This window comes from Streptomyces sp. RKAG293 (assembly GCF_023701745.1).
Classification (GTDB): Bacteria; Actinomycetota; Actinomycetes; order Streptomycetales; family Streptomycetaceae; genus Actinacidiphila.
In genome coordinates, this window is record NZ_JAJOZB010000001.1 from 8356462 (window position 1) to 8373332 (window position 16871).

General features: G+C 71.4%; 13 protein-coding genes and 1 pseudogene. 10 read left to right on the forward strand and 4 right to left on the reverse strand.

Annotation, left to right across the window (positions count from 1 at the left end):
• Window positions 1-69 precede the first annotated feature (69 nt).
• Window positions 70-387, reverse strand: a complete 318-nt coding sequence (locus LNW72_RS36820) for a hypothetical protein (RefSeq protein ID WP_138355633.1) — start codon at window positions 385-387, stop codon at window positions 70-72.
• Between the two features lie 260 nt (window positions 388-647).
• On the opposite strand from LNW72_RS36820, the gene LNW72_RS36825 reads away from it, so the two are divergent.
• Window positions 648-1352, forward strand: a complete 705-nt coding sequence (locus LNW72_RS36825; protein WP_250979369.1) for a phosphatase PAP2 family protein — start codon at window positions 648-650, stop codon at window positions 1350-1352.
• Between the two features lie 19 nt (window positions 1353-1371).
• Here LNW72_RS36825 and LNW72_RS36830 read toward each other — a convergent pair whose 3' ends face one another.
• Window positions 1372-2007 carry a TetR/AcrR family transcriptional regulator gene (locus tag LNW72_RS36830; RefSeq protein ID WP_250979370.1) on the reverse strand — a complete coding sequence of 212 codons (636 nt, stop codon included), beginning with the start codon at window positions 2005-2007 and terminating at the stop codon, window positions 1372-1374.
• An 80-nt stretch (window positions 2008-2087) separates the two neighbouring features.
• Here LNW72_RS36830 and LNW72_RS36835 point away from each other — a divergent pair, with 80 nt between their 5' ends.
• From LNW72_RS36835 to LNW72_RS36850, 4 genes and pseudogenes are all read left to right on the forward strand, one after another.
• Window positions 2088-3572 (forward strand): MFS transporter, encoded by a 1485-nt coding sequence (locus LNW72_RS36835; protein WP_250979371.1) that lies wholly within the window; start codon window positions 2088-2090, stop codon window positions 3570-3572.
• A 260-nt stretch (window positions 3573-3832) separates the two neighbouring features.
• Window positions 3833-4627, forward strand: a complete 795-nt coding sequence (locus tag LNW72_RS36840) for a putative protein N(5)-glutamine methyltransferase (protein WP_250979372.1) — start codon at window positions 3833-3835, stop codon at window positions 4625-4627.
• A gap of 101 nt (window positions 4628-4728) precedes the next feature.
• A complete protein-coding gene (locus LNW72_RS36845; RefSeq protein WP_250979373.1) occupies window positions 4729-4986 on the forward strand; it encodes a hypothetical protein in 258 nt (85 codons plus the stop codon).
• Between the two features lie 207 nt (window positions 4987-5193).
• Window positions 5194-6419, forward strand: a pseudogene (locus LNW72_RS36850) (aromatic acid exporter family protein).
• Between the two features lie 34 nt (window positions 6420-6453).
• On the opposite strand, the gene glpK reads toward LNW72_RS36850, so the two are convergent.
• Complete coding sequence (gene glpK, locus LNW72_RS36855; protein ID WP_250979374.1) at window positions 6454-7968, reverse strand: glycerol kinase GlpK; 1515 nt, start codon at window positions 7966-7968, stop codon at window positions 6454-6456.
• Window positions 7969-8079: 111 nt separating this feature from the next.
• Window positions 8080-8922, reverse strand: a complete 843-nt coding sequence (locus LNW72_RS36860) for an MIP/aquaporin family protein (protein WP_250979375.1) — start codon at window positions 8920-8922, stop codon at window positions 8080-8082.
• 486 nt (window positions 8923-9408) lie between these two features.
• Between LNW72_RS36860 and LNW72_RS36865 the strand changes: the two genes are divergently transcribed.
• From LNW72_RS36865 to LNW72_RS36885, 5 genes are all read left to right on the forward strand, one after another.
• Window positions 9409-10752 (forward strand): MFS transporter, encoded by a 1344-nt coding sequence (locus LNW72_RS36865; RefSeq protein ID WP_250979376.1) that lies wholly within the window; start codon window positions 9409-9411, stop codon window positions 10750-10752.
• The gene (locus tag LNW72_RS36870; RefSeq protein WP_250979377.1) at window positions 10749-12635 is read left to right on the forward strand and encodes an alpha/beta fold hydrolase; all 1887 of its coding nucleotides are present in this window, start codon (window positions 10749-10751) and stop codon (window positions 12633-12635) included. Before LNW72_RS36865 ends, LNW72_RS36870 begins: the two co-directional genes overlap by 4 nt.
• 239 nt (window positions 12636-12874) lie before the next feature.
• The gene (locus tag LNW72_RS36875) at window positions 12875-14782 is read left to right on the forward strand and encodes a RiPP maturation radical SAM C-methyltransferase (RefSeq protein WP_250979378.1); all 1908 of its coding nucleotides are present in this window, start codon (window positions 12875-12877) and stop codon (window positions 14780-14782) included.
• A gap of 85 nt (window positions 14783-14867) precedes the next feature.
• On the forward strand, window positions 14868-15536 hold the full coding sequence (locus LNW72_RS36880) for a DUF5825 family protein (RefSeq protein WP_374117378.1): 669 nt from the start codon (window positions 14868-14870) through the stop codon (window positions 15534-15536).
• 158 nt (window positions 15537-15694) lie between these two features.
• Complete coding sequence (locus LNW72_RS36885) at window positions 15695-16831, forward strand: substrate-binding domain-containing protein (protein WP_250979379.1); 1137 nt, start codon at window positions 15695-15697, stop codon at window positions 16829-16831.
• Window positions 16832-16871: the final 40 nt, after the last annotated feature.

A 16871-nucleotide genomic window follows, 5' to 3' on the forward strand; every position in this document is an offset into this window, starting at 1 on the left:
GGATGCTAGCCGCGGCGATTCCGGCTCCACCAGCGGGTTTCCGGTAGCGGGTTCGCGGAGGAGCCGGTCTCAGTTCACATCGATCGCCGTGATCACGGGATTTCCCAAGGGCGCGGACTGCTCGTCCAGACCGGCACCGCGCAGCGCGCTCTCGGCGAGGGCGAGGGCCTCCGCACGTGCCGTGCCGCTGTTCTCCGCCTCCACCTCCAGGCGGAGGGTGAACGTGGAGGTGTCCGGGTTCAGGCTCAGCGCGTCGAGGTCCGCGGACTCGCCCTCCGCGACTTCATGGGGATCGGTGCCCTGGAGAGCCGCCAGGATCTTCCCCCTGGTCTCGGGGGTGAGCGGCGCTTTCAGGGTGCCCGGCAGGGAGACGACGAAATTACTCATGAGCGTCGACTACCCACTGCCGGGCATTTCCCACCAGGCCGGTGCGGGTGAAGCGCCCGGACGGGGCACAGCGTGCGCGCCGGCCCGCGGGCGTCGTTCCCGCAGGCGGGGGGCCATGGACGGGAGTGTCGTGTCGATCGTTCCCCGGGAACGGTTCAGCCGTTCTGTTCGTCTACAGTGCTGTAGACGAACAGATCCCGTCACGGGCCGACCGGCAACGGACGGTGCGCGCCGCTCGCCAGGCAAGGAGACAGGCCGACATGGTCGCGAACCGGGTCGACCCCCGCGCTACGCGCCCACGCGCCCGATTCCCGGTCTCCCTCGCCGTCGCCGCGGTCTGCGCCGGGCTCTTCGTCTCGCTGGCGGTGTTCGTCGGCGTCCGCCACGGGGCGCCGTTCCCCGGGGACCGGGCCGCGCACACCTGGTCGGTGGCCCACCGGCCGCACTTCGCGCTGACCGTGGCGCGCCGGGTCACCGCGAGCGGTACCGGGTTCTGGCCGTACGCGATGGCGGTGGCCGCCGGGCTGATCGTGGGCCGCGGGAGCCGGCAGCGGATGTACGCGGTGGTCGCGGCCGCCGCCTTCCTCGGCGTCGGGCAGGCCGTCCGGTACGGCCTGATGGAAGCGATCGGCCGGGCCCGGCCGCCGGTCGGCGACTGGGCCGGCCACGCGGCCGGCTACGCCTTCCCGTCCGGGCACGCCACCACCTCGGCGATGGCCGCCGGTCTGCTGGCCTGGGCCGTGGTCGTCCGCGGACGCCCGGCGGTCGCGCGAACGTGCTGCGCCGTTCTGCTGTGCTGGGCCGCGGCCGTCGGCGGTACCCGGGTCTATCTCGGGATGCACTGGCCGAGCGATGTGCTCGCCGGGTGGCTGCTGGCCGCGGCCTGGATCGGTCTTGGCGTGGCCCTTTACGCGCGGTATTTCGCGCGTCTCATCCCGGATGGCGGCCGACCCCTGAACCGATGAGACGTCACCCTGCCGCCGGTCAGCGGACGGCGTAGCCGCGCAGGCCGTTCTCAACGAGATCGAACGCGGCCTCGGCCCGTGCCACCGCGTCCTCGTACATGGCGTCGGGGGTCTCGCCGGTGAGCAGCCTGCGGTGGTTCTCGGTGATCAGGGCGTTGCGGGCGCCGAGCAGTTGGGCGGCGGCGACCTGCGCGATGACCGGGTCGCCGGTCTCCTCCGCCAGTCCGGCGGCGAGCAGGTCGGCGCTGCGGGCGCCGAAGGAGTGGGCGCGGATGAGCAGGGCCGGGGTGTCCTGGATGAGCTGGCGGACCCGCACCACGTGCTGGTCGTCGTTGAGGCCGACGGAGGCGTCGTGAGCGCCGAGGGCCTCGATGAAATGCCGGCGCAGCGCGGCGACCGCCGACTCGCCGGCGGCGCGTTCACGCACGACGCGCGCGGGGTCGCCGATGTGCTCCTCCATCGGGCCGAGCGCCAAGTCCTCTTTGGTGGCCACGTAGTTGAAGACCGTCATCTTCGACACATCGGCGGCTGCCGCGATCTCTGCCACGGACACCTGGTCGAAGCCGCGCTCGCTGAAGAGGTCGATCGCCACCGACCACAGCCGGCGGCGGGTCTGGAGCTTCTTGCGCTCCCGCAGTCCCAACTCCTGAGTCATGAGAATCACTGTACCAGGATGAAATATGTGCCGAGATTAAGTCTTGACTCAGTACATATTTCTGCGCCATGGTGTTGCCCATGACGACACCGCTGATGACCGAACGCCAGCGCAAGACCGGCTTCTTCCTCTGCCTCGCCACGATCGTGCTCGCCGTCCTGGACCAGAACATCGTGTCCGCGGCGACCGTCCCGATCGTCCGCGACCTCGATCCGGACCATGGCGTCGACCTCATTCCCTGGCTGATCAGCGCGTTCGCGCTGGCCGCCACCGCGGCGCTGCCGCTGTACGGAAAGCTCTGCGACGTCCTCGGCGCCAAGCGGGTCTTCCTCGGGGCGGTCACCGTCTTCCTGGCCGGTTCCGCGCTCTGCGGCGCGGCCCAGTCGATGGGACAGCTGATCGCCTTCCGTGCGCTGCAGGGGATCGGGGGCGGCGGTCTGATGAGCGTCACCATGGTGGTGATGGCCCACCTCAAGGGCCCCCAGGAGAAGGCGGGCGCCGGAAAGAGCGGCAGCTTCGGCGGCATCGTCGCCGGCGTGGGCATGGCACTCGGTCCGCTCGTCGGCGGCCTGCTCTCCGACCACGCCGACTGGCGCTGGATCTTCTACGTGAACCTGCCCGTCGGCCTCGCGGTGCTCTTCTTCGCGGCCCGCACGCTGAAGCTCCCGCACCACACCCGGCGTCACCGCATCGACTTCCTCGGCGCGGGACTGGCCGCCGCCTTCTCGACGTCCCTGCTGCTCGTCACCGAATGGGGCGGCAAGCAGTACGCCTGGACCTCGCCGCTCGTCCTCGGCCTGATCTGCGGATCCGTCGCCGCCCTCGGGCTCTTCCTCTGGCGGCAGGCCACCGCCGCCGAGCCCGTCCTGCCGCTCACGATGTTCCGGCACCCGAACCTGCGGATCGGCTTCGCGGTGCAGGGCCTGGTGGGGATGGCCCTGATGGGCTCCATCGTCTACATCATGATCTACCTGCAGGTCGTGCGCGGGCTGCCCGCCACCTCCGCCGGGCTCTTCCTGCTGCCGATGGCCTTCGGGATGACCGTGGTCGGCATCGCCTCCGGCAGACTCGCCGTGGCCGGCTGGTCGCACAAGACCTTCGTCATCAGCGGCACGGCCTGCGCGGTGGTCGCGATGCTGCTGCTCGCCACCACCGGAGCCGGCACCGGCCTGTGGGTCATCCGCGCCGAACTGCTGCTCCTGGGAGTCGCGTTCGGCCAGCTCGTCGGACAACTGCTGCAGCTGATCCAGGACTCGGCGCCGCGTGAACAGCTCGGCGTGGCCACCACCGGCATCCGCTTCTTCCAGACCCTCGGCAGCGCGCTCGGCGCCGCGCTGTTCGGCACCCTGCTCACCCGGGTCTTCGCCGCCAGGATGCCCGGCGGAAACACCAGCACCATCGGAACGCTGACGGGCCGGCAGCACGAGGTGGCGGTGCACGCCTTCGTCACCTCGATGGACGTCGTCTTCCTCGCCGCCGCCGGGATCATGGCGCTGGCGCTCCTGATCGCCTCCCGGCTGCCGGCCCGCAAGCCCGCCCAGCTGGAGGTCGCCATCGCGGCCTGAACCACGGTGCGCGACGGCCCCGCCCCGGATGCGTACCGGGCGGGGCCGTCGCGTCCACCGGGACACCCCGGCCGCCCGGCCCGGGTCAGGTACAGTGTTGCCGTCGTTACCAATGATCAACTGAGGAGGTGGGACCCATCACCGCTGTATCAGGTCGGGTGCTCCCCCTTCGCGGCCGTGCGGCTCACCGTCAGGCATAGGTGACCCGCGGGAGCGCCCAGAGGCGTTCCGAAAGGCTCATCGTGCCGGCTTCATCATCAGTGTTTCCGTTCCCCGCCATCGTCACCAGGCTTCGCGCCGCCGGCTGTGTGTTCGCCGAGGACGAGGCGGAGTTGATCGTCTCCACCGCACGCACCCCCGCCGAACTCGCCGCCATGGTGGAACGGCGCGTCGTCGGTCTGCCCCTCGAACACGTCCTCGGCTGGGCGGAGTTCCACGGCCGCCGGTACGCCGTCGACCCCGGGGTCTTCGTGCCCCGCCGCCGCACCGAGTTCCTCGTCGATCAGGCGGCGGCCCTTCTCCTGCCGGATTCCGTGGTCGTCGACCTGTGCTGCGGATCCGGCGCACTCGGCGCCGCTCTCGTGGCCGGCCGGGACCCGGGCGCCGGGCACGGCCCGGTCGAGCTGTACGCCGCCGACATCGACCCCGCCGCGGTGCGCTGCGCCCGGCGCAACGTCGACGCCGTCGGTGGCCGGGTGTACGAAGGGGACCTCTACGAGCCGCTGCCCGCCGCGTTGCGGGACCGTGTCGGAATCCTGCTCGCGAACGTGCCGTACGTACCGACCGAAGAGATCGAACTGCTCCCCACGGAGGCCCGGCTCCATGAGGCCCGGGTGGCACTCGACGGCGGTACGGACGGACTGGACGTGCTGCGGCGGGTGACCGCGGAAGCGCTCCGGTGGCTGGCCCCGGGAGGCCGGCTGCTCTTCGAGACCAGCGAGCGGCAGGTTCCGGAGGCCGTCGCCATCGTCACCCGCGACGGACTGATCCCCCGGGTGGCACGTTCCGAGGAGCTGTATGCCACCGTCGTCATCGGCACCAGGCCGCCGGGGTAGTCCCCCAGGGCACCGGCCGCCCGTGCTCCGGTTTCGCGTCCTGGAGGGTGGGTTGTTCACGGTTTGCGTGCCCTCTCGCCGTCCCGCGCGTTACATCGATCATGAACGTTCGTCGATTTCTCACCGCCGCCGCCGCAAGTTCCGCGCTCCTTGCCGCCGCCGCCCCCTGTGCCCAGGCTCTTGACTTCGGAGGAACCCTGAGTGGCACGGCGCAGACCGCCGCGACCACCGGCCAGCAGGCCAAGGAAGCGGCGCAGAGCGTCGTCGGAGACAAGCTGGACAAGAAGGTGGGAGCGGTCAAGGACACCGTGAAGGCGGGCAAGGACGCGATGAAGGCCGGCCACGAACTGGTCAGCTGAGCGCACCCGCAGTTCGGGCGCCGTCTCCCGGTCCTCCTGATCACCCGGTCGGCGACCGGGTGACGCTGCCGGCGACACCAGGAGGATGCGTCGCGGCCCGGACCGGCGCGGGTAACTTCACACCCACGCCGGTCCGCCCGAAGCCCCGTTCCGGTCTCCGGCTCAGGTCCGACGCCTGAGCGCTCCATGATCGGGAAGGGGTGGGAGATGCCCGTCGTACCTGATCCCGTCGTCAAACTCGTCCAGAAGTCCAACGAACCGGTCGTCGCCCAGACCCTGCGCTCCACCGCCGCAGCGGTCATCGCCTATCAGGCCGCGGTGTGGCTCACCCCCAACCGGCCCCTCTGACGGCGCCGCTGACCGCGCTCCTCGTCGTCCAGGTCACCTTGTACGCCACGCTGACGACGGGGATCCGCCGCGTCAACGCGGTGGTGGCCGGCGTCCTCATCGCGAGCGCCTTCAGCTCCCTGGTCGGGCTGAACTGGTGGACCCTGGGCCTGACGATTCTCACCTCGCTGGTCATCGGACGCTTCGTACGGGTGGATGAATTCGTCCCCGAGGTCGCGATCAGCGCCATGCTCGTCCTGGGCGTCAGCCAGGTGGCGAACACCGCGTGGGACCGCATCCTGGAGACCCTGATCGGCGCCGGGGTGGGCCTCCTGTTCAACCTCTTGTTCGCGCCACCCGTCTGGGTGGAGTCCGCGGGGGAGTCCATCGAGGGGCTGGCCCGCCGCATGGGCCGGCTCTTCCGCGACATCGGCGGTGAGCTGTCCGGGCACACCCCCGTCGAACGCGCCGCCGGCCGGCTGCACGAGGCCCGCCGTCTCGACCACGACATCGTCGAGGTGGACGCCTCGCTGCGGCAGGCGGAGGAGAGCCTGCGGTGGAACCCGCGGGTCCGCGAGGGGCTGCTGTCCCGGGTCGTCCTGCGGACGGGCCTGGACACGCTGGAGATCTGCGCCGTGGTGCTGCGGGTCCTGACCCGGACACTGACGGACCTCGCGAAGGAACGCACCGAAGAGGCGCTGTTCCCCGCCGACGTGGCGGTCGCACTCAACGATCTGCTGCGCCATGTGGCCGTCGCCGTCGAGAACTTCGCCGTACTGATCACCACACAGGTGAGCGCGAACGCGGAGGAGGCGGAGGAAGAGCTCAGCCGGGCGCTCGAGCAGAGCGCCGTGCACCGCGAAACGGTGGCGCACCTGCTGCTGGACAAGGTGCGCGAGCACCCGCGCCAATGGCAGCTGCACGGGGCGCTGCTGGCGGAGATCGACCGGATCCTGGACGAGCTGGACGTGGAGAAGCGCTCGGTCCGGCTGGTCGAGGAACTCGACCGCTACTCCCGGGAGCAGCGCGAGCGCTTCCCGCGCCTCGACGCCTTCAAGCGGCGCCTGCTGGGCGCGGGCCCGCGCCTCTCCCGGGCCGATCCGTGATGCCGGGTACGCGCCCGCGGGGTGTCGGCCGCGGTCAGTCGACCTTGACCCAGTCCAGGGTGCGTTCCACCGCGCGCTTCCAGTCCGCGTAACCCGACTCGCGGCGGTCCTCGTCCCATTCGGGGTCCCAGCGGTGGGCCTGGTTCCAGTTGGCCCGCAGCTCGTCGGTGTCGCGCCAGAAGCCCACGGCCAGGCCGGCCGCGTACGCCGCGCCCAGCGCCGTGGTCTCGGCGACCTGCGGGCGGATCACGGGCACGCCCAGGACGTCCGCCTGGGTCTGCATGCACAGGCTGTTGGCGGTGACGCCGCCGTCGACCTTCAGCACGGCCAGGTCGACGCCGGAGTCCTTGGCCATGGCCTCGACGACGTCGCGGCTCTGGTAGCAGATCGCCTCCAGGGTGGCGCGCGCGATGTGCGCGTCGTTGTGGAAGCGGGCCAGGCCGACGATGGCGCCACGCGCGTCGGAGCGCCAGTACGGCGCGAACAGACCGGAGAACGCGGGCACGAAGTAGACGCCCGCGGAGTCCTCGACACGGCGGGCCAGGGTCTCGCTCGCCGCCGCGTCCCCGATGATGTGCAACTGGTCCCGGAGCCACTGCACCGCGGATCCGGTCACCGCGATGGAACCCTCCAGCGCGTAGACCGCGTCCTGGCCGGCGAACTGGTAGGCGACGGTGGTCAGCAGCCCGTGCTCGGAGCGCACCGGCCGGTTGCCGGTGTTGAGGAGCAGGAAGTTGCCGGTGCCGTAGGTGTTCTTCGCCTCGCCCTCCGCGAAGCAGACCTGGCCCACGGTGGCGGCCTGCTGGTCGCCGAGGATTCCGCTGATCGGTACTCCGGCCAGCGGGCTGACGTCGGGAGACAGGCCGTACCCGGCCGGTTCGCTGGAGGGTTTGATCTCCGGGAGCATGGCCCGGGGGATGGAGAAGAACGACAGGAGTTCGTCGTCCCAGGCCAGCGTCCGCAGGTCCATCAGCATCGTGCGGGAGGCGTTGGTGACGTCCGTGATGTGCACCCCGCCCCTCGGGCCGCCGGTGAGGTTCCACAGCACCCAGGTGTCCATCGTGCCGAAGAGGGCGTCACCGCGCTCCGCGTCCGCGCGGACACCGTCCACGTTCTCCAGGATCCACTGGACCTTGCCCGCGGCGAAGTAGGTGGCCGGCGGCAGCCCGGCCTTGGCGCGGATCACGTCGCCCTTGCCCTCGCGCTCCAGCGCGCTGGCGATCCGGTCGGTGCGGGTGTCCTGCCAGACGATGGCGTTGTAGTACGGGCGCCCGGTGTGCCGGTTCCACACCAGGGTCGTCTCGCGCTGGTTGGTGATGCCGAGGGCCGCCAGGTCGCTCGCCGCCAGATGGTGCTGGTTCATCGCGGTGGCGATGACCGAGCGGGTGCGCTCCCAGATCTCCACGGGGCTGTGCTCCACCCAGCCGGCCCTGGGCAGGATCTGTTCGTGTTCCAGCTGATGGCGGCCGACCTCGTTACCGCCGTGATCGAAGATCATGAAGCGGGTGCTCGTGGTGCCCTGGTCGATCGCGGCGACGTAGTCCGCCATGTCGGTTCCTCCACGCGTGATCGCTGCTGACGGCCGGCCGGCCGGGACGGCCGGTGCGACGGCCCCGTGCCGGGGACGGGATCCGGGTAACTGCCGGAGACGGCGGCCGTGTCACTCGTCCTCGGGCAGGATGCTGCCCGCCGGCTGTTCGGCGTGCTCCGGCAGGAACGGTCTGATGACGTAGTGGTAGACGGCGGCGCCGATCGGGCCCCCGATGAGCGGGCCGACGATGGGCACCCAGAAGTACAGGTCGCCGTACTGGTCGCGCCATGCGCTGTGGTAGCCGGTGATGTAACTCGCCAGCCGCGGACCGAAGTCGCGGGCCGGGTTGATCGCGTACCCGGCGTCGGTGCCGATGGCCATGCCGATCGCCACCACGAGGAACCCGATCAGCAAGGGGCCCAGGTTCGCCTTGGGAGCGGTGTTCAGGACATCGGTCAGCGCCATGATGACGAGCAGCAGGATCGCCGTGCCGATGATCTGGTCGCGGAGCGCGCCCCATTCGCTGATCGGGAAGACCCCGTTGCCGGGCAGGGTGGAGAACACCCCCTGGGTCTTGATGGTGTGACCCGGGTCGGCCTTGGCGAGGACCTCGGAGGAGTTCCAGCGCACCAGCAGCGCGGCAACGAAGGCTCCGGCCGTCTGCGCCAGCGCGTACGGTGCGACCCTGGCCCACGGGAAGCCGCGGAACATGGCCAGCGCGAGGGTCACGGCCGGGTTGAGATGCGCGCCCGACAGCCGTGCCGCGACGTACACACCGAAGGTGACGCCGAACCCCCACGCCCACGCGATGCTGTCGTGGTCGCCCAGTCCGGCGGCGACGACCTGGGCGACCACTCCCACGCCGAACAGGATGAGCACCAAGGTGCCGACGAACTCTGCGAGCAGTTCGCCCAGCAGCCGGTGCGAGGCCAGCCGGCCCACCACCTTGGGAGCACCTGTCGTATCGGCCATCGGTCCAGCCCTTCCGACGCGTGGGCCCGCTCCCCGTCGCGGTGCCGGTACTGCGGTGTGCCGGCGTGACGACGTGTCGGCGCACCCGCTTCCGACTCACGTTTGACCCATTCGACAGGTACATCGGCCCGGCGGCACCGCGAGGAGCCCCTCGTGCTGCCGAACGGGTGACGCGGCGGGTCCCGCCGCCCCCTGCCGCCCCGCGCCGGCCAAAGGCCGAGGTCATGGAGGGGCGGCAGGGCGCGGCCGTTCCACCGGGGAAGAGAAGTCCGCAGAAAAATGCCGGACAGAACTCGAGCTGTGCTCGAATTCCGGTCGAATCGTGGCCAATTCTTTCTCAATGGCACGTCAACTCGAAGTAATGGATCGTATGTTCATATTGCGGATCCGGAATCCGCCTCGCTACGCTTCCGGGGATTCGAGAGGAAACACCTCCCTTTTCCCATCTCTGCGGTTATTCCGCCCGGGACGTAGGACGGCCTCGCCATGACCGCTGCACGTCGTACGTCGCCCGACGGACCGTCCCGGGACTTCTGGCTGTACTGGTCTGCCGGCACCTCCGACGCGCTCGGCACCCAGGCCTCGGGCCTGGTACTCCCGCTGCTGCTGCTCGGTCTCGGCTCGTCGCCCGGCACCGTCGGGGTACTGGCCTCGGTCTCCGCGATCGGCGGGCTGCTGGCCGGGCCGCCCGCGTCGGTACTGGCCGACCGGCGCTGGCGACGACAGATGATGGTGGGATCCGCGCTGGTGGCGGCAGGTGCGATGGGAGCGATCGCCGCGGCCGCGGCCTGGGGCCGGCCCTCGCTGCTCTTTCTGTGCTCGGCCGCGCTCGTCGAACGGGTCGCCACGGCGTGCTACGAGGCGGCCGCCCGCGGGACGCTGGTCACCGTGGTGGCGCCGGTCCACTACCCGCGAGCCATCGCGCGGCTGGAGGCGGGGGAGCAGGGCGCGCTGGTGGCCGGCCCCGCGCTCGGCGGCCTGCTGTTCCCGCTGGCCCGCTGGCTGCCGTTTCTCGTGGACGCCCTTTCCTATGTGTTCTCCGCTCTCTGCATACGGGCCATCCGGGCCGATCTCAATCCGCACCAGAAATCGGAGGAATCGCCTCCGCGCTTTACCGCTGAATTCCTCGCCGGTTTACGTTTCGTACGCAACGAATCATTTCTTCGATTTGTGCTGCTGTGGACGGCAGGCGTCAACGGGCTCTTGACAGCGCTGTATTACGGCGCGGTCTTCAGCATCCGCGGCCATGGCTCAGGCACCGCGTCCACCGGTCTCGTCCTCGCCCTGTCCGGGGCCGCCGGGCTGGTCGGCGCCGCCGCCGCGCCCCGGCTCGCACGGCGGATCCCCGCCGCGCGGATCGTGATCGCCGCCTCCTGGACGATGGTGCCGGTCGCCGCCGGACTCGCCTTCGCCACCCACGCCTGGGTCTACGGCCTGCTGTTGGGCTCCGTGTCGCTGACCGTCCCGGCGGTCGCGGTCGTCCTGCACTCGCGGGCCGTCCTGGTGACCCCCGATCAGCTGCAGTCCCGGGTCGGCACCGCACTGGACACCGCCTGCGGAGTCGCCTCCGTACTGGCCCCGGCCACCGCCGGACTGCTCACCGACCGCATCGGGTCCACCGATACGGCACTCGTCTGCGCGGCCGGACTGGCGCTCCTCGCCGCCTACGCCACCGCGACCGCGGCCCGCCGGTTCGTGCCCTCCGATCACGGTCCCGGCGGCGGCCCCGACCGTGACCCCGGCCTCGACAACGACCCGGACAACGACCCGGACAACGACCCCGCCCTGCTGTCCCGTACCCAGCCGCTGGAAGCCGGTGAGCCCTCATGAGCGATCTGCCCGCCGTCCCCGCCACCCCCGTCGGCCGGGACTCCGGACTGGGCTACCAGGTCTACCGGCCCGTGCTGCCCGCCACCTGCCGCCGCTCGCCCGGTCTGATGGTGCTCACCGGGGACGTCGACGGCCGCTGCGAGGTCTTCGCGTGGGACGCCGCCACCGGCGCCGCCCGCCAGGTCACCGACCGCCCGTACGGCACCCTGCTGTACGCCATCGACGCCGATGCCGTCATCTGGTGGTTCGACGAGGACCGGAACGGCCGCGGCAGCTGGCGGATCCAGCCCTTCGCCGGCGGTCCCGACACCCCGGGGCTGACCGGCACCGGACCCGGCCGCCCCTGCGGGCTGGCCGTCAGCGACGGCGGGACCGTCGCGCTCGGGCTCGGGGACGAGTACGGACTGCGCGTCCACGTGGGCCCGCGCGGCGGCGCCGGACGCGAGGTGCTGCGCACCGACGGTCACGGCCTGTTGGTCGATCTCGCCCCGGCGGGCGACCTGCTGGCCGTCGCGCGCGGCGCGGCAGGCAAGGACGCGGTCACCCTCCTGACCCCGGACGGTGCTGGTGTGGAGACCCTGCCGGGCACCGACGGCCGGCTGTGGGCGCTCGGCTTCGCCCCCGGACGCACCACCCCGGAACTGCTGCTCGTCGCGGAGCGCGACGGCCGGTATGTCATCGCCACCTGGCGCGCCGACACCGGACTCGAACTGCACCGCTGGTGCTCCTTCGACACCGAGATCACCGCCCGCTGGTGCCCGGCGGGCCGCACCGTCCTCGTCCGCCAGGACCGGCACGGCCGCAGCCGGCTGGTCACCGCGGATCTGGACCGGCGGGAACTGGCGCCCGTGGCCGTCCCCGTGGGCACCGTGCTGGACGCGGCCCCGCAGCCCGGCGGCGACGTGCACTACCTGTGGACCGACGCCCTCACCCCGCCGCGCACCCGCTCCCTGCTCGGTGCGCCGCTGCCCGGTCTCGAGGCGGTACCGCCGCCGATCGCCGGCCGCGCCGACGACGTGTGGACCCCGGGCCCCGACGGACCCGTGCACACCCTGCTCACCGTGCCCAGCGGCACGACGGGCCCGTACCCGCTGGTCCTCCTGGTGCACGGCGGCCCCGCCGCGCACGACCGGGACGCCTACGACCCGGCCGTGCACTCGCTGGTGGAGTCCGGCTTCGCCGTCGCCCGCGTCAACTACCGCGGCTCCACCGGCTACGGACCGCGCTGGCGGGCCGCGTACGGGCAGGGCGTCGGACTGACCCAGGTCGCCGATCTCGCGCTGGTCCGCGCCGACCTGGTGCGCCGCGGCATCGCCCGCGCGGACGCGATCGGCCTGTGGGGCACCTCCTGGGGCGGCTACCTGGTGCTGCTGGCGCTGGGCACCCGTCCCGATCTGTGGCAGGCGGCCGTCGCCGTCAAACCGCTGGCCGACTGCGCGACGGCGTTCGCGGCCGGCACCCCGGCGCTGCGCGCCCTGGACACCGAGCTGTTCGGCGGCACCCCGCTGGAGGTACCCGAGCTCTACGCGCGTTCGTCCCCGTCGAGTTACGCCGCCGCGGTCCGGGCGCCCCTGCTGGTGGTCGCCGCGACCCAGGACGCCAAGTGCCCGCCGGAACAGGTCGAGACGTATCTCGCGGCGCTGCGCGCCTCCGGCGCCCGGCACGACGCGCTGTGGCTGGACAGCGGTCATGACGGGCACGACGGCGGCGACCACGTACAGGTGCTGCACCGGGCGCTGGTCTTCCTGGACCGGCATCTGCGCGGCCCCCGCCGGCCGCCGCGCGCCGCGTACGAAGAGCTCCCCGCCCCGTCAGGGGTGGGGGCCAGGGGGCCGGCGGCAGACGCCGCCGTTCCCACCCGCCGGAACGCAGAGAGGAGGTAACCACCATGCAGAAGGACGTCATCCACAACGATCCGCTCGAGGACGAGGCGGAGAACCGGAAGCCGGGCGTGGGGGTGGTCATCAGGATCCCCTTCCGTAACGCCGACGAGCCGGAGAACAGCTGAGTCCGGAGGCCGGCCCGGCTCAAGGCGCCGGGCCGGCCCACTCCGCGCCACCCGATGCACCCCGTTACCGATTCCCTGTGCTGGACCCCTGTGCGACGAGGAAGAGAAGAAGCCGTGCGCGTACTCCTGGTGAACATGCCCTGGTCCCCCATCGACCTTCCGTCGCTCGCGCTGGGCATCCTCAAGCGCAGCGTCGACGAGAAGACACCCGGCGCGAGTGCGGAGGTGCTGCACGCCAACCTCGAATACGTCGACTGGATCACCCGGCGACGGGAGTTCACCCTGGAGGACTACGAGTACTTCTCGCTCTCCTCCTACTTCATGGGATGCGGCGACTGGGTCTTCTCCGCCGCCCTGTACGAGGACCCGCAGTGGCGGGTCGCCGAGTTCACCGAGGCGATGAAGGGCCGGCTGCGCAAGGAGCGCATGGCCATGACCCTCGAACTGCACGAGAACGCGGCCGAGTTCGTCCAGCTGATGGCCGACCGGATCGTGGCCGCCGAGCCCGACGTCGTCGGCTTCACCTCGACGTTCCAGCAGAACACCGCGGCGCTGGCCGCGGCCAAGTACGTCAAGCGCATGGCTCCGCACATCCGCATCGTCATGGGCGGCGCCAACTGCGACGGCGCGCAGGGCGAGTCGGTGCACCGCAACTTCCCGTTCGTCGACTTCGTGATCCGCGGCGAGGGCGAGCAGACGTTCCCCGCGCTCCTGACCGCGCTCCAGGAGGACACCGACCTGACGAAGGTCCCCGGTCTGTGCCACCGGGTGGACGGGCGGAGCGTGGCCAACCCGATGAGCACCGTGCCGATGCCGCCGGCCGCCATCCTGCCGCCCGACTACACCGGCTACTTCGAGCGGCTGGCCGCGTCGAAGGCCCGGTCCTGGGTGGAGCCGAAGCTGGTGGTCGAGGGCGCCCGCGGCTGCTGGTGGGGGGAGAAGCACCACTGCACGTTCTGCGGCCTCAACGGCTCGTCGATGCAGTTCCGCAGCAAGAGCCCTGACACCTTCTACGAGGAGATCATCGGCCTCGCCGAGAAGCACAAGGTGCTGGACATGTACGTCGTCGACAACATCCTCGACATGGGCTACCTCAGCACCGTCCTGCCCCGCATCATCGAGAGCGACTACGACCTGCGCATGCACATCGAGATCAAGTCCAACATGCGCGTCAACCAGCTGCAGATCCTCGCCGACGCCGGACTGATCTATGTACAGCCCGGCATCGAGAGCCTCAACAGCCGGGTGCTCGACCTGATGGACAAGGGGGTCAGCGGCACCCAGAACGTGCGGATGCTGCGCGACGGTGCCGCGGTGGGGCTGTCCATCTCCTGGAACTACCTGCACGGCTTCCCCGGCGAGACCGCCGCCGACTACGACGACGTCATCGCCCAGATCCCGGCCCTGGAGCACCTCAACCCGCCGGTCGACCTGTCGGCCCGGATCGCCATCGAACGGTTCAGCCCCTACTTCAACAAGCCGGAACTGGGCTTCTCCGAACTGCGTCCCGCCGAGCCCTACCGGCTGACGTACGACCTGCCGGAGTCGGAGATGCTCGACCTGGCGTACGTCTTCGACGTGCCGCCGCGCGGCGTGGGCGACGAGACGGTCAAGCCGCTCAACGACGCCCTCGCCGCCTGGAAGACGAACTACCGCAGCAGCCGTCTCACCCACGCGGACCTCGGTGACCGCGTCATCCTGGTCAACCGCCGGCGCGCCTTCGACTGGACCACCCTCGAACTCACCGACCCCGTCCAGGTGTCCGCGTTCCGGCTGCTGGAGCAGCCGCACGCGCCGGCCGCCCTCACCCGCAAGATCGCCGCCCGCAACCCGGGGGTGGCCGTCACCGAGGCGTCGGTCCTGGAGCTGCTGCTCGAATGGCGCCGGCTGGGCATGGTGTTCACCGACGGCGGCCAGTACGTCCACGTGGCGCCGCCCGCGGTGAACGAGGACATGCTGCGGCTGGACTTCATGCGCTACGCCCACCAGGTCCGGCAGGTTCAGCCCCCGGCCCTGGTGTGACCGGCCCCGGCACCCTTCTGTCGCTGCATCGGCGTCGGCCCGGCACACAACAGCACCAGCTTCCGCGCAGGCGAAGGAGACTCCGTTGAGCATCACCACCGACACCACCCGGCCACCGGCCACGCTGACGATCACCGCCTGGCGCGACCACGATCCGGCCGCCTGCGAGCTGCCCGGCATGCTGCTGGGCCAGCTGGAGGTGCAGGGCGGCGGATCGGCGGCGGTCCGGCAGCTGTGGGACCAGGGCGCGCGCCGGGTCGAACTGCCGGGCGTCGTCGATCTGACCGACCCCGCCGCGGCCGTGGACACCGTCCGCACGCTGTGCCTGATCCGCGATCTGACCGCCCGCGCCGTCTACGTCGACTGGCGGCTGCGGACCGGCCCGGATCCGGAGGCCTGGCTGCCGCTCAACCATCTGCACCCGCCCCTGGAGGTGGAGGGTCCGCCGGACCCGGAGGAGGTGGTGCGCCAATGGCGCGACGGGCACTACCTGTGCAAGTGCATCTGGCGCAACGGTCCCGGCTTCGTGCAGATCCGCGACCGGCGCTGGGGCGAACTGCACCGCTTCACCGCGGAGGAGCCGCACTACCACCGGGCCATCACCCTGCTGGAGCACGGCGCACCGGCCGCGGAGCTCCCCGCGGAGGTACTGGCCGACTTCCGCGAGGAGCGGCTCATCGGTGAGGTCGGCGAGCTGGCGTGGTGGCTGCCGTACCGGATCCAGCGCTGGATCCACACGGCGATGGTGGTGTGAGCACAGCTCTCCTCAAGCTGGTGTCGTGGCGGCCTCTCTGCGGGCGATCGATCGTAACGATCGGAAAGCGATCGATATGATAGAGGCGTAGAGTGCGGTCAGTGTCGTGAGCGGATCGCACACGGCCGGCCATTGCTGCCGCGACCAGGGGGAATCCAATGCGGATGCACGTCGACCAGCGTCATGAACTGGTGCTGAAGCTCGTCCGCGAACGAGGCAGTATCCGGGTCGCCGACCTGGCCGCCGAGCTGGGGGTCTCCGCCGTCACCCTGCGCCGGGACGTGGAGACGCTGGCCGCGCAGGGGCGGGTGCGCAGGCTGCACGGCTCGGTCGTCCGGCCGCAGGATCCGCAGGCCGCGGACCGGGCCGCGCCGAGTGCTCCCGCCGGCCCGGCCGGCGGCGGCCAGGGGCCCGTGATCGGCATGGTCGTGCCCACCACCGACTACTACTTCGCGGCCGTCGTCGCCGGCGCCCGTGAGGCCGCCGCCACCCGTGGCGCGCGCCTGGTCATCGGCCTGTCGCAGTACCTGCCGCACGAGGACCGGGCGCAGGCCGCGCGGCTGCTGTCGACCGGTGCCGACGGACTGCTGCTCACCCCGAGCTGGGGACACGGCGTGCCGGAGCCCGGCCAGGAGGAGTGGATCGCGCAGCAGGGCGTTCCCGCCGTGCTGGTGGAGCGCTGGGCGCCGCTGGGCAGCCCGGCGGCGGCGCTGGACCGGGTGCGTACCGACCACGCGCACGGTGCCGCGCTCGCCGTGCGCCATCTGGCCTCGCTCGGGCACCGCACGGTCGCGCTGGCCGCCCAGGAGAGCCCGACCGCCGTGCAGTTGGCCATCGGGCACGCGGCGGCCGTCGAGGCGCTGGGCCTCGAACCGGCCCCCCGGTCGCCGCTGGAACTGGAGCCGTCGCGGGACGAGTCGGACCGGTTCGACCGGACGCTGGAGTACCTGTGCGACGCGGTCGGCAAGCACGGGGTGACGGCGGCGCTGGTGCACAGCGACGCGGACGCCATCGTGCTCATCCCACGGCTGCAGGCGCGCGGTGTGCGGGTGCCCGAGGACCTGGCCCTGATCGCGTACGACGACGAGGTCGCCGGTCTCGCGGACCTGCCGCTGACCGCGGTCGCCCCGCCGAAGCGCGTGGTCGGGGCGCTCGCCGCCGACCTGCTGCTGGACCGGCTCGCGGAGCACTCCCAGGGGTCCCCGGCGCAGCCGCGCCGGCATGTGGAGCTGCTGCCGGAGCTGCGGGTACGGCAGTCCTGCGGTGCGGCGGCCGGTAGTACGGTGAGCGAGTGATCGCAGTTATCTGATCGATATCCGCTCTAGACGATCGAAT